This window comes from Novosphingobium sp. SG707 (assembly GCF_012275515.1).
Classification (GTDB): domain Bacteria; phylum Pseudomonadota; class Alphaproteobacteria; order Sphingomonadales; family Sphingomonadaceae; genus Novosphingobium.
In genome coordinates this window covers 304,511-318,293 of the sequence record NZ_JAAZQL010000005.1, presented here as the reverse complement: position 1 = coordinate 318,293, position 13,783 = coordinate 304,511, and the positions used below count along the sequence as shown (strand labels likewise).

12 protein-coding genes are annotated in these 13,783 nt (G+C 64.7%); all 12 read left to right on the top strand.

All coding sequences use genetic code 11. The features are described 5' to 3' along the window. Positions 1-14 precede the first annotated feature (14 nt). A complete protein-coding gene (locus FHW92_RS16615; RefSeq protein ID WP_168604383.1) occupies positions 15-911 on the top strand; it encodes a LysR family transcriptional regulator in 897 nt (298 codons plus the stop codon). 94 nt (positions 912-1,005) lie between these two features. After that, positions 1,006-2,235, top strand: coding sequence for an amidohydrolase family protein (locus FHW92_RS16610; protein WP_168604382.1), 1,230 nt, complete (start codon positions 1,006-1,008; stop codon positions 2,233-2,235). Positions 2,236-2,241: 6 nt separating this feature from the next. Next, positions 2,242-3,723: a bifunctional 3-(3-hydroxy-phenyl)propionate/3-hydroxycinnamic acid hydroxylase gene (locus FHW92_RS16605; protein WP_168604381.1), complete on the top strand. Its 1,482-nt coding sequence runs from the start codon at positions 2,242-2,244 to the stop codon at positions 3,721-3,723. Next, positions 3,720-4,127: a heme-binding protein gene (locus FHW92_RS16600; RefSeq protein ID WP_168604380.1), complete on the top strand. Its 408-nt coding sequence runs from the start codon at positions 3,720-3,722 to the stop codon at positions 4,125-4,127. The genes FHW92_RS16605 and FHW92_RS16600 overlap by 4 nt, the downstream gene beginning before the upstream one ends. Positions 4,128-4,144: 17 nt before the next feature. After that, positions 4,145-5,080 (top strand): VOC family protein, encoded by a 936-nt coding sequence (locus tag FHW92_RS16595; RefSeq protein WP_168604436.1) that lies wholly within the window; start codon positions 4,145-4,147, stop codon positions 5,078-5,080. Positions 5,081-5,086: 6 nt separating this feature from the next. Then, a complete protein-coding gene (locus FHW92_RS16590) occupies positions 5,087-5,914 on the top strand; it encodes a fumarylacetoacetate hydrolase family protein (RefSeq protein WP_168604379.1) in 828 nt (275 codons plus the stop codon). A gap of 62 nt (positions 5,915-5,976) precedes the next feature. Then, the gene (locus tag FHW92_RS16585) at positions 5,977-8,280 is read left to right on the top strand and encodes a TonB-dependent receptor (protein WP_246870209.1); all 2,304 of its coding nucleotides are present in this window, start codon (positions 5,977-5,979) and stop codon (positions 8,278-8,280) included. A 62-nt stretch (positions 8,281-8,342) separates the two neighbouring features. Then, the gene (locus FHW92_RS16580) at positions 8,343-9,188 is read left to right on the top strand and encodes an alpha/beta hydrolase (protein WP_168604378.1); all 846 of its coding nucleotides are present in this window, start codon (positions 8,343-8,345) and stop codon (positions 9,186-9,188) included. Next, entirely contained in the window at positions 9,185-10,495 is a 1,311-nt protein-coding gene (locus FHW92_RS16575) for a family 1 glycosylhydrolase (RefSeq protein WP_168604377.1), read from the top strand. Before FHW92_RS16580 ends, FHW92_RS16575 begins: the two co-directional genes overlap by 4 nt. Before the next feature lie 170 nt (positions 10,496-10,665). Beyond that, the gene (locus FHW92_RS16570) at positions 10,666-11,322 is read left to right on the top strand and encodes a TetR/AcrR family transcriptional regulator (protein WP_168604376.1); all 657 of its coding nucleotides are present in this window, start codon (positions 10,666-10,668) and stop codon (positions 11,320-11,322) included. 134 nt (positions 11,323-11,456) lie between these two features. After that, positions 11,457-12,080: a gluconate 2-dehydrogenase subunit 3 family protein gene (locus FHW92_RS16565; protein ID WP_246870208.1), complete on the top strand. Its 624-nt coding sequence runs from the start codon at positions 11,457-11,459 to the stop codon at positions 12,078-12,080. Further along, positions 12,080-13,765: a GMC family oxidoreductase gene (locus FHW92_RS16560; RefSeq protein ID WP_168604375.1), complete on the top strand. Its 1,686-nt coding sequence runs from the start codon at positions 12,080-12,082 to the stop codon at positions 13,763-13,765. The genes FHW92_RS16565 and FHW92_RS16560 overlap by 1 nt, the downstream gene beginning before the upstream one ends. Positions 13,766-13,783 lie beyond the last annotated feature (18 nt).

Here is a 13,783-nt window from a genome sequence, read left to right as displayed (position 1 = left end):
CTAGGATTGCCTCTATGATCGACCCGCGCGCCCTTCGCACCTTTCACGAAGTATGCCGCGCGGGCTCGATCACGGGCGCGGCGCGCGCGCTCAACATTTCCCAACCCTCGGTGTCCAGCGCCATCGCCTTGCTCGAGGCGCGGCTGGGCGCGACCCTGTTTGAACGCACCCGCGCGGGCATCGTGCTGACGGCGGCGGGCCATGCGTTGCAGGCGCGTGCGCAAATGCTCGAACATCTGCTGCGCGATGCCCAGGCCGAGGTGACAGCCGCTGCCGAGGGCCTGTCCGGCCCCCTGCGCATCGGCGGCACACCGGGCGCCTTGGTAAGCCTGCTGCCCACCGCCATGGCGCGCTTTGAAAAGAGCCTCTCGCAAATCACGCTGAGCGTGCTGGAGCGCGCCGACCGCGAATTGACCGCCATGCTGCGCGAGGGCGATATCGAGGTGGCTTTCGTCACCACCGCGATGGAGGAGCCGGACGAGGATATTGCCGAGCGTACGCTGGCGCGCGATCCCTTTGCGCTGATTGTCGGGCCGGATGGCGGCGATTGGCCCAGCCCCTTTTCGCTGAAACAGGCTGACCGACTGCGCTGGGTCCTGCCAGAGGCGCAGGGCGCGTTCCGGCGTCAGGTTGATGCACTGTTCGCCGCCGCCGGGGTGCCGGTGCCGCGCGATGCGATCCGCTGCGACTCCCTGCTGACCACCAAGGCGCTGGTGCGCGATTGCCGCCGCGTAACGATCCTGCCCATGCGGGTTGCGGCCAGCGAGCTGTCGATGGGCGTGCTGCGCGCCCTGCCGATTGCCGAGGCGGCGTTTGAGCGCAGTGTGGGCGTGCGCTGGCTGAAGCAGCGCGGCATGTCGCCTTTGGCGGGCGCTTTGATCCGGCAGCTTGAGGGCGAAACCATAGTCTAAAACTATGGCAATGCCAAAATTGCATATTTTACCTGATGCAACGGCTTTGGCAAAAGAGGCTCCAAGCACACAATCGTGATAGGGAGAGTCGGGCGTGACCACGCTCTTTACCAACATCCGCATTTTCGACGGCAGCCCCAACGCATCGCGCGAAGGGCAGGTCTTGGTCGATGGCGAGCGGATCGCCAAGGTCGTCTATGCGCCTGAAACCATTGATGCGCCCGGCGCAACCATTGTCGATGGCCACGGCGGCACGCTGATGCCCGGCATGGTCGAGGCGCATGCCCACCTGACCTGGGCCTCGTCGGTCGAAAAGATCTATCACGCCTTCATCCTGCCGCCCGAAGAGCTGGAAGTGGCCGCCACGCGCAATGCGCGCGTGCTGCTCGACCATGGTTTCACCAGCGCCTATTCCGCAGGCGCGCTGGGCGATGGCATCGAGGTGCGCCTTGCCGCCGCGATCAACGCCGGTGAAACGCCGGGGCCGCGCCTCATCCCCTCCACGCTGGAACGCAGCCCCGAGGGCGCCGAGGGCGTGGACACGGGCGATGTGTTCAACGGTCGCGGGCCTGAAGCCATGCGCGCCTTTATGAAATATTGCGCGGATCAGGGCATCGGCTCGGTCAAGCTGGTGATTTCGGGCGAAGACGCCTTGAAGCCGGGCAGCCATTCCGACCTGCTCTACACGGTCGAGGAAATGGATGCCGCGCGCGAGGCCGCCAAAGAATATGGCCTCTGGATCGCCACCCACGCCTATACGGACGAGGCAGTCGATCTGGCCCTGCGCGCGGGCGCCCGGATCATCTATCACGCCAGCTATATTGGCGAACGCACGGCTGAAAAGCTGGCCGCGCACAAGGACGAAGTGTTCTACGGCCCCGGCTGCGGCGTTTCGGTGGCGGCCCTTGAAGCCAGCCCCCCGCCCCATATCGACATGAGCCACATGAAGCACAGCGCCGCCGAGCGCATGGAGCTGGAAGGCAAGCTGGTGCCTGCGCTCAAAGCCATGGGCGTGCGCACGCTGATCGGCGGGGACTATGGTTTCCCCTTTAACCCCAACGGCCGCAACGCGCGCGACCTCCAGCATTTCGTCGACTATTTCGGCTACAGCCCGGTTGAGGCGCTGGCCGCTGCCACCTCGCTGGGCGGGGAACTGATGGGGATCGACGTGGGCCGGATTCAGGAAGGCTATCTGGCCGACCTGCTGCTGGTCGATGGCGACCCCACGCAGGATGTCGCGATCCTTCAGGGCAAGGACCATTTCAAGGCAATCATGAAAGGCGGCGCCTTTCACAAGGCCCCTCTGGAAACGGTAACGGCGTAAAAAACCATGTTCGATGTTGCGATTATTGGCTGCGGGCCTGTCGGCGCGCTGGCTGCGAACCTGCTCGGCCGCGAGGGGCTCAATGTGGTGGTTCTGGAAAAGGAACTCACCCATTATCCCCTGCCGCGCGCGGTGCATCTCGACCACGAGATGATGCGCCTGTTCCAATCGGCAGGCGTGCTCGACCGCGTGCTGCCCGATATGGTGGACACCGACGGGCACCTGCATGTCGGCGCGAATGCTCAGGCGATCCGTTATATGGGCACGGTGGGGATGCCCCGCCCCTTCGGCTGGTCGAATGACTGGTTCTTCTATCAGCCCGAATTGGAAGAGCATCTGCGCGCCGGTTTTGCCGACATGGCCAATGTGGATTTCCGCAAGGGCGCAGAGTTCACCGCGCTCGATCAATCCGACGGCCCGGTGCGCATCACCTATACGCAGGACGGCGCGCAGCATCAGGTCGCGGCCCGCTGGGCAATTGCCTGCGACGGTTCGCGCAGCCCGGTGCGCAAGGCTCTGGGGATCAAGCTCGACGATCTGGACTTCGAGGAACCCTGGCTGGTGGTCGATGCCGAGGTCGATGGTCCGGTGCGCTTCCCCGCCATCGCGGGCGTGCCGCAGCAGGCCGATCTGCAGCGCCTCTCGGTGATGATGTGCGATCCCAAGCGGCCCGCCACCATCGTGCCGGGGCGCGGCAACCATCGCCGCTGGGAACTGATGCTGTTGCCCGATGAGGACGATGCCGCGATGATGGCGCCGGACAAGGTGGCCGAATTGCTGGCCCCCTATATCGGCGATGTGCCGCACAAGATCGTGCGCTCGGCCACCTATCGCTTCCACGGCCTCGTCGCGGAAAGCTGGCAGGAAGGGAATGTGTTTCTGGCGGGCGATGCCGCGCACCAGACCCCGCCCTTCTTTGGTCAGGGCATGTGCCATGGCTGCCGCGATGTTGCCAATCTCTCGTGGAAAATGGCGGCGATCATCAAGGATCACGCCTCGCCCGAGATCCTGTGCACCTATCAGCCCGAACGCGACCCGCATGTGCGCGGCGTGATCGGCGCGGCGGTGAATGTGGGCCGCTATATCTGCGAACTCGACCCCGCCAAGGCCGCCGCGCGCGATGCCGAGATGATCGCGCGGGCCGAGGCGCAAAAGGGCAAGCAGGAAACCGCCCATGACCTGATTCCGGCGATTTCGACCGGCATCATCCATCACGGCAGCGCAGGCGCGGGCGAACGCTTCATCCAGCCGGTGCTGACGGACGGGCGCAAGCTCGATGATCTGACCGGCGGTGGCTGGCGCCTGTTCACGTTGGCCGATGCGGCGGCTCTGCCCGATGGCGGCGCGGTGTCGGCCTGGCTGGCGGCGCGGGGCGCAGAGGCGGTAATGATCCGCCCCGACCATTACGTATTTGGCACGGGCACCGCCGAAGAATTGCGCAAAGCCTATGCGGCGCAAATGGGCCTATCGCTGGAGACTGCTGCATGATTACGCTGGCTCAGGCCCAAACCATCCTCTCCGCCGGATTTGCCCATGCGCGCGCCCAATCGGCCAAGCCTCTGGCGATGGTCGTGCTGGATGCGGGCGGCCACCCGGTCGCCATGGCGCGCGAGGATGGGTCAACCTTCTTCCGCGCCGATATTGCCCGCGCCAAAGCCTATGGCGCGCTGGGCATGGGCGCGGACACGGGCGTTCTGGCCGAACGCGCCAAGGGCAACCCGACCTTCTTTGGCGGGGTCGTCACCACGGTGGGCGGCGATCTGGTGTTTTCGCCGGGCGGTGTGCTGGTGCGCAGCGGCGGCGTGGTCGTGGGCGCGGTGGGCGTGTCGGGTGATACGGGCGAAGTGGACGCCGAATGCGCGAGCGCGGGCATCGCGGCCGCCGGTTTTTGAAAGGAACTCACGCGATGATGAAACTTCGCAGCATCGAATTGGCCCTGCCCAAGGCGGCCGAGGCGCATCAGTGGATGATCGACATCTGGGGCTGCGCCGATGGCGGGCGGATCGACGACACGTTCTACCTGCGCGGTTCGGGCACCTTCCCCTATCTGATGGCCATTTCGGAAAGCGCCGATAATTTCGTGCGCTCGACCACTTTCGTCTGCTCTGCGGACCGTCTGGCCCAGGTGGCGCAGGCGGCCATGACGCGTGGGTTGAACGCCGCGCCTTGCGTGAGCAGCGATCCGGGCGGCGGGCATGGCATCGTGGTCGAACTGGCCGAGGGTGAATTGCTGCGCTTTCTGGTGGACGCAACCGAAGTGGCGCCCATCGAAGGCCACTCCAAGGCAAGCCGCCGCGTGATGCCGGTCAAGCTCACCCATGTCGTGTTCAATTCCGCCGATGCCGAAGCAAGCGGCGATATCGTCGAGGAAGTCCTCGGCTTCCGCGTCTCCGACCGCACAAGGGGCATGGTCTTTGTCCGCTGCAACGAGGCGCATCATTCGACCGCCTTTGCCCGCGCCGGTTTCTCGTCGCTCAACCATGTCGCGTTTGAGATGGAAGACCTCGACGCCGTGATGCGCGGCATCGGCAATATGCGCGATCATGGCTTTGCCCCGGCATGGGGTCCGGGCCGCCATGGGCCGGGCGACAATGTCTATGCCTATTACATCGCGCCCTTTGGCCCGGTGATCGAATATTCCACCGCCGTCGAGAAGGTGGGCGAGGATTACCGGACGGGCGAGCCCGACGACTGGACCTGGCCCGAAAAGCGGATCGACCAGTGGGGCGTGTCGGACAAGGATTTTGCCGGTCTGCGCGTGGCCGAGGAAGCCTTCCGCTTCCGCCGCGAATGGCAACCGGCGCCCATCAACGAATTTTCTGGCCAAATTGCTTCTGGAGCGTAAACCCCCATGCGTTATGTGTCTTTTACCCGCCCCGACGGCAAGGCCAGCTTTGGCCGCCTTGACGGGCAAACCGTCTATGATCTGGGCGGCGCCCATGCCAGCCTGAAGGCCGCGATTGCCGCCGACGCCCTCGCCTCGCTCGCCGATGGCGAGGCCTTCGCGCTCGATGCCGTCAAGCTGCTGCCCGTGATCCCCGACCCGGACAAGATCCTCTGCGTTGGCCTCAACTATGCCACTCATGTGGCCGAAACCGGCCGCGAGCAGAAAGAGCATCCCGCGATCTTCACCCGCTATGCCGACAGCCTGATCGCCGAAGGTGACGCCATGGTGCGCCCGCCCGAGAGCGTTCGCTTCGACTATGAAGGCGAAGTGGCCATCGTCATCGGCAAGAAGGGCCGCCGCATCGCGCCCGAAAACGCCTGGGACCATATCGCGGGCTATGCGCCCTTCAACGATGGCTCGATCCGCGATTGGCAGCGCCACAATATCCAGTTCACCCCCGGCAAGACCTGGCCCGGCACCGGCGGCTTCGGCCCCGCGCTGGTCACGCCTGACGAAATCGCGGACCTTGGCGCACAGCGCGTTCAGACGCGTCTGAACGGCGAGTTGGTACAGGATCAGCCGATCAGCGACATGATCTGGGATATTCCCACGATCATCGCCTATTGCTCGACCTTCACCGACCTCAACCCCGGCGACGTCATCGCCACCGGAACGCCTGGCGGCGTGGGCGATAAGCGCAAGCCCGCGCTCTACATGAAGGCGGGCGACGTGGTGGAAATCTCGGTCGGCGTCATCGGCACGCTGACCAACCCGGTCATCGACGAAGTCTGAAACACACACATTCCGGCACCGGCGGGACAAGAATCCCGCCGGGCCACATTAGGGAGAATACCATGCGTTCCATCCATCTTCTGCTGGGCAGCGCCGCCTTTGTCGGCCTGATCGCATCCAGCCCGGCCATGGCCGAAGAGGCGGCCACCCCCGCCGCCCAATCCGCCGCCCCCGGCGAAATCGTCGTCACCGCCCAGCGCCGCGCCGAACGTCTTCAGGACGTGCCGCTGGCCGTTTCGGCCCTGAGCGCGCAGCAGATCACATCGGGCGGTTTCCAGAAGCTGTCCGACCTGCAATATCAGTTTTCCGGCCTGCAATTCGGCTCCTCGCCCAATGACAGCGGCTATCGCCTGCGCGGCGTGGGCACGGCGGGCGGCTTTTCCTCGGCCTCGGAACAGAATGTCGGCACGGTGGTCGACAATGTGATCATCCCCTTCGGCAACCCGGTCAACAGCCTTGGCGATCTGGAGCGTGTCGAAGTTCTGAAAGGCCCGCAGGGCACCCAGTTCGGCAAGAACGCTTCCTCGGGCGTGGTCAACATCACCACCGCCAAGCCCCGCTTTGACCGCGTTTCGGGCAAGGTCTTCGCTTCCTACGGCTCGCTCAACGAAGTGAACACCAACGCCCAGCTCAACCTGCCCACCAGCGAGAATTCGGCCATCGGCCTCTATGGATTCTATCGCCAGAATGACGGCTATCTCTATAACGCCACGCTGAAGAAATATTGGGGCGATGAGGCCAGCTTTGGCGGCCGCGCCAAGTTCTTCTATCAGCCGTCGGACGATTTCAGCGTCTATATCATCGGCGATTACAGCCGCACCAGCACGCGCAGCCCCGGCCAGCTCTGGACGATCAACGCCCTGCCCAGCTTTGCCAACCCGCTGATGGCGGCGCGTTTCGGCAATCTGACCGCGCTTGGCATCACGCCGGGCTTCAACAACACGCAAAGCGCGGAAAACACCGACGGCTGGACGAGCGAGCGCAATTACGGCGCCAGCATCGAGATCAACAAGAAGCTGGGCGGGCTGAACCTGACCTCGATCACCGCCTATCGCGGCTTTATCCAGGGCGCCTCGCAATTCGGCATCGACGGGTCGAGCGTGACGGTGTTTCAGGCCCAGCCCACCGCCCAGCACCAGTCCTTCCTGAGCCAGGAAATCCGCCTGACCAGCCCCTCGGGCAGCAAGCTGGAATATACCGCAGGCTTTTACGGGTCGCGGCGCAAGACCGGCAATCCGGGCGATTACAACCGTGCCCAGTTGATGCCCGCCAATCCGTTCAGCGCCTTCTATGTCAACATCTCGTCGGGCCAGGCCAACACCCAGACCCGCTCGGACTCGCTGGCCGCCTTCATCGACGGCAAGTATCATGTGACCGAGAAATTCTCGCTGCTGGGCGGTTTCCGCTATCAGTATGACTGGGTGAACGCCTCGTTCCATTCGATCATCGATCCGGCCTATGCCCCCGCCACGGTGGTCAATGGCGTGTTTGTCACCCCCTATTCTCCGGTCCCGCTGCAGACCGGCGCGACCTCAAAGGGTGGCTGGTCCGGCAAGGCGGGCGCGGAATACAAGGTTGACCGCGACCTGATGTTCTTTGGCACGATCGCGCGCGGTTATCTGGGGCCGACGGTGGCGTTCTCGGGCCTGTCAGGCACGCGCACCAATGTGAACCCGCAGACCGTGCGCGACATCACGGTCGGCTTCAAGTCGCAGCTCTTCAACCGCGCCGTGACCTTCAACGCCAGCGCCTTCTTTGACAAATACACCAACCTTCAGACCAGCGTGTTCAACGGCACCGAATTCCTGACCGAGAACGCGGGCGGGTTTGAAGCCAAGGGTTTCGAGTTTGACGCCCGCTGGCGCGTCAGCCAGGAATTCAGCCTGAATGGCGGGTTGACCTATTCGGACACGAAGTTCACCGATTATGTCACCGCGTGCCCCAATGTGGTGAAGGCCGGCTACACCTGCTACACTCAGAACGGCACCAGTCTGGTACAGGCCGCCGGTCAGCCGCTCTCGGGCGCGCCCAAGGTTTCCTTCACCTTTGGTGCGGACGTGAAGCTGCCGATCAACGATCGTCTGGCCTTCGACTGGTCGAGCAATATCTATTACCGCAGCAAGGTGCAGTATGACGTGGCCAATGCCTTGTCGTATCAGCCGGGCTATTACACGATCGGTCTGAACACCGGCATCGGCGCGGCCGATGGCGGATGGCGCGTGGGCCTGTTCGTGCGCAACCTGCTCGATCAGCGCTTCCAGGCTTCGGTGATCGGCCTGCCCTTCTCGGATCCGGGCGGCGAGGTGAACTGGCTGACGCGCGAAGGGCGCCGCACCATCGGCGTCAACGCCACGGCCAAGTTCTGATAAAACGCGCATGGGCGGCGGGGGATCGAACCCTGCCGCCCATTCTGCATGAGGTGTTTGCCATGAATCCCATCCGCCATTCCATCGCCGCCATGGGTCAGGGTCTTGGGCCATCGGTGCTCGATCAATGCCACGCCCTGTTTGACGAAGAGCAGAGCGCGCTGGCGCGGGCCGTGCCGGTGGCCGCGCGCGATCTGGCCTATGGGCCGCATGAAAGGCACCGGCTGGACCTTTACGGCGCGGCCGAGGGTGCGCCCAAGCCCGTTGTCCTGTTCGTCCATGGCGGCGGCTTCGTGCTGGGCGACAAGGGCGACACGAGTTGGGCCAATGCCGCCGTGGGCCGCATGGCGGCGCAGCGCGGCTGGATCGGAGCGGTGATGAACTATCGCCTCGCCCCCGATCACCTCTGGCCTGCGGGCAGTCAGGATGTGGCCGCCGCCGTCGATTATCTGCGCGGCGCGGTGGCCGAACATGGCGGCGATCCCGACCGGATCGTGGTCATGGGCACCTCGGCAGGCGCGGTGCACGTCAGCGGTTTTCTGAAACTTCGCCCTGACCATGGCTCGCTGGTGCGCGGGGCGGTGCTGCTTTCGGGCCTCTATGGCTTTACCCCCATCGACCCCAAGGACGAGCGCTACTACGGCAGCGACGATTATGCCGCCAAGGCGCCGCTGGATGCCGTGGTCGAAACCCAATTGCCGCTGCTGATGGCCTGCGCCCAGCATGATCCGGCACGGTTTCAGGCCGAATTCCTTGGCCTGATGCAGGCCCGCCTGGCCCGCCACGACACGATGCCGCGCGCCGTCCTGCTGCCGGGCCACAATCATTACACGATGGCGATGCACCTTGGCACCTCTGACCGGCGCCTTGAGGAAGAAATCGCCGCATTTCTGGAGGATATTCTGTGATTGATCGCCGTTCCCTGCTGGCGGGCGCCGCCGTTCTGGCCGCCGGTCCGGCTTTTGCGGCAAAGTCCAAGCCGCTGGACCCCGCCTTCCCCAAGGGCTTTTTGTGGGGCGCGGCCACTGCGGGCCATCAGGTCGAGGGCAACAACACCAATTCGGACCAGTGGCTGCTGGAAAATGTCACGCCCACCATCACCGGCGCGCCTTCGGGCGATGCGGTCAACAGTTTTGAAATGTGGCGCGAGGATCTCGATCTGGCGCGGTCCATCGGCCTCAACGCCTATCGCTTCAGCCTGGAATGGGCGCGGATCGAGCCCGAGCCAGGCATGTTCTCGCTGGCCATGCTCAACCATTACAAGGCGATCATTGAGGGATGCCGCGCGCGCGGGATGGCTCCGGTGGTGACGTTCAACCATTACACCACCCCGCGCTGGTTTGCCGCGCAGGGCGGATGGACCCATGCGCAGGCGCCCGAACTCTTCGCCAAATTCTGCGACCGGGCGATGCGGCATATGGGCGCGGGAATCGCTGTGGCGCTCACCCTCAACGAGCCCAATCTGGCCCGCCTGCTGCCTTTGGTGATGCCGCCGCAGTTCCTGGACGGGCTGCGCGCCAATCTGGCCGCCGCCGCGCGCGCAGCCAACGTGCAGCGCTTCATGGTGGCCAACACCGTGCCGCCCGAGGATGTGCCCGCCGTGACCGCCGGGATGATCCGGGGCCACCGTCTGGCCCGCGCCGCGATCAAGGCGATCCGCCCCGAACTGCCGGTCGGCTTCAGCTTTGCCATGGCCGACGATCAGGCCGCGACCAAGGATTCGATGCGCGATGCCATGCGCCAGAAGCTCTACGGCGACTGGCTGGACGTGGCGCGCGAGGATGATTTCGTGGCGATCCAGAATTACGAACGCATCCTGTGGGGCCCCAAGGGCCGCCTGCCCGCGCCCGATGGCGGTATGCGCAATTTCCGGGGGGCGGAGGTCTATCCGCCCTCGCTGGCGGGCGCGGCGCGTTATGCGCATGAGGCCACGGGCAAGCCGGTCCTCATTACCGAGCATGGCGTGGGCACGGATGACGATACGCTGCGCGTCCGCCTGATCCGCGAGGCGCTGCCGCCGCTGCGTCAGGCGATGGCCGATGGCGTGCCGGTGCTGGGCTATATCCACTGGTCGCTGATGGACAATTATGAATGGGGCGCAGGGATTGGCCATGGCGCTTTCGGCCTTGCCGCGGTTGATCCGCTCACCTTTGCGCGCAAGGCCAAGCCAAGCGCGGGCGTGCTGGGCGCGATTGCCAAGGCCAACTCGCTGTAACCTATCGGGGGATGGTTACAGACGAGAGGCGCGGGGGTCGGGGGGCCCCCGCGCCTTTTTGCATGGGCGCATCTTTTTGCATGAATTGCCCCCGGGTTTATTTGGAATTAGAATTCCATTAAAACGATCTTTGTTGACGAAAGTGACACAAACCGGAAAAGAACCGTGTCATGACCAAGGATGTTGCCCTCTCCACCGCCCTGCGCGCGCCCGTTCAGGGCCGATCCAAGGCCTCGTATGAACGCATGTTGGCCGCCGCAGAGGCGCTGATGGCGGCCGCAGGTTCGGACGAGTTCACGCTGCAGGAGGTAAGCAAGAAGGGCAAGGTTTCGATCGGCTCGATTTACAATCGATTTGAAAGCAAGGACGCCCTGCTCCATGCGGTGCAATTGCGCGTGCTCGAACGGGTCGACAGACAGATGGGCGCGATGCTGGACGAGGCGCGCAACGGGGCTAATACGCTCGACCAACTGGTGGTGGCGCTGACGCGGGCGGTGGGCGAGACGCTCAAGGAAAACGCCGATATCATGCGCCCGCTGATGCTGCGCGCGACCAATGATCCGCTGGTGGCGGCCACGGGCAAGGCGTCTTTCGTCACCACGGCCAATGCGGTCAAGGGCGCGCTGCTGCTGCATTCGGCGGAGATGAAACAGCCCGATCCGCTGCGTGCGGTCGATTCGGCCTTTCGCATCCTTTACGCCACGATTGCCCGCTATCTCGGCTTTGGCTCGGCCACCACGGCGGCGTGGGAGGGTGACTGGGATGTGCTGCTGCAGGACCTCTCGCGCATGATCGCGGCCTTTCTGGTCACCCCGCCAAGCTTTTGATCGGCCCGCTTGCAGGCGGCCCGTCTCAGGCCGCTTGACAGCTATGCCTATCCGGCGATATTTCAGAACCATCATTCTGATTTAGATCGGGAGGCAGCGCATCGCGCCCTTTCCGAATCGCTGGGAGAGGCATCTTGCAACATTTGCGGCACAAGCAGCCAAGGGCGACGCGGCGCGAGGTTCTGGCCGGGGCGGCGATTTTTGCGCTGGCCACCGGCCTGCCCATGCCCGCATCGGCGGCCGGCGAGGCGCCCTCGCCCCGGATCGCGCTGTTGCTCAAAACCGTCGCCCAGATCGTGATCCCGCGCAGCGATACGCCCGGCGCGGGCGACGTGGGCGTCGGGGCCTTTCTCCCGCTGGCCTTTGCGCATGGGCTGGAGGGCACGCGCGAACCTTGGCGCGGCGCGGCGGCGCCGGGCCTGCTGCGCGCGGATGGATCGCTGCGCCATGATCTGTGGCTGGATCAGGAACTGAACCGCCGCGCGGGCCGCGATTTCCTCGCCCTGCCCCCGGCGCAACAGGCAAAAATTGTGGCGCAGCTTGACGCCGAAGCCTTCCCCGCAGGGCCGCCGCCCTCCGCGCCCAGCCCATGGGTGGCGATCAAGGCGCTGATCCTCACCGGCTATTACACCAGCGAGGCCGGGGCATCGAAGGAATTGCAATATAACCTTATTCCGGGCCGCTGGGATGCCGACATCCCGCTTAAGCCCGGCGCGCGCGCCTATTCCAGCGACTGGACGGCGGTGGAGTTCGGATAATGGATTACGAATTTGATGCAATCGTGGTGGGCTCGGGCATCACCGGCGGCTGGGCGGCCAAGGAATTGACCGAGGCGGGTTTGAAAGTGCTGATGATCGAGCGCGGACGCGAGATCGTCCATGGCGATTACCCGCGCGAGATGAAGGCCCCATGGGAGCTGCCCTTTCGCGGGCGCGGCGATGCGCAGCGCTACAAGCGCGACCATGCAGTGCAGATGCTCAACCGCCATTTCACCGAATGGACCGAGGACCATTTCGTCAATGACCGCGAAAACCCCTATGAACTGGGGCCGGACAGCGCCTTCACATGGTTCCGCTCCTATCAGCTTGGCGGCAAATCGTTGACCTGGGGGCGCCAGTGCTATCGCTGGTCGGATTATGATTTCGAGGCCAATGCGCGCGACGGCATGGGGACGGACTGGCCGATCCGCTATGCCGATATCGCGCCGTGGTATGACAAGGTGGAGCGCTTCATCGGCGTTTCAGGGGCCTCGGAGGGTCTGCCCTCGCTGCCCGATGGCCAGTTTCAGCCGCCTTTTGCGCTCAATGCCGTCGAGAAATCGGTGCGGGAAAAGGTTTCGGCCCGATGGCCCGACCGCCGCTTGACCATCGGGCGCACCGCCAATCTGACGCAGGGCAAGGAGGAGGAAGGCCGCGCCCCCTGCCAATCGCGCGACATCTGCAACCGGGGCTGTTCGTTCGGAGCCTATTTCTCGACCCAATCCTCCACCCTGCCCGCCGCGACCAGGACCGGACGGTTGACCGTCATCACCGATGCGCAGGTGGAGAAGGTGGATTATGATCCGGCAACCAAGCGCGTGACCGGCGTGCGCTGGGTCAACACCAAGACGCGCGAGCGCAAGAGCGCCACCGCGCGGATCGTGTTCCTCAATGCCGGCGCGTTCAATTCGGTCCATCTGATGATGAATTCGGCCAGTGAGGCGATGCCCGGCGGGTTGGCCAACAGCAGCGGCGTCCTGGGCACGCATATTATGGATCATGCCAATACGCTCTCGGCCGTCGCGCTGATGCCGGGGTTCGAGGGGCGCACCTCTTTCGGCAACCGGCCCACAGGCGTGGTCATCCCGCGTTTCCGCAATCTGGACAAGGCCGATGGCGACGGCTTCACGCGGGGCTATTCGTTTCAGGGCGGCGCGCTGCAATCGGGCTGGGGGCGCGGCAAGAGGCAGGCGGGGATCGGCGCGGATTTCAAGCGCGACCTGCGCGCGCCTGGAGCATGGCGGATGGTGCTGGTCGCCTTTGCCGAGAGCCTGCCGCGCGCGTCCAACCGGCTGACCCTGTCAAAACATCTCGATCCGCTGGGCGTGCCCCAGCTTGAGATCCATTTCACCCATGGCGCGGGGGAAATGGCCGCGCTGGCCGATGCCAAGCGCGAGGCGGCCGCGATGCTGACGGCCTCGGGCGGACAGGTTTTGTTCGGCATGGACCGACCCGGGCCCGGCGGCACGGCGATCCATGAAATGGGCGGCGCGCGCATGGGCCATGATCCCAAGACCAGCGTGCTCAACAAATGGAGTCAGGCCCATGATGTGGCCAATCTGTTCGTTACCGATGGCGCGCAAATGGCGTCGAGCGCGTGCCAGAACCCCTCGCTGACTTATATGGCGCTGACGGCGCGGGCGGTCGATCATGCGGTGGGGTTGATCAAAGCGGGCGCGATTTAACGCGCCCGCCCCCATAGA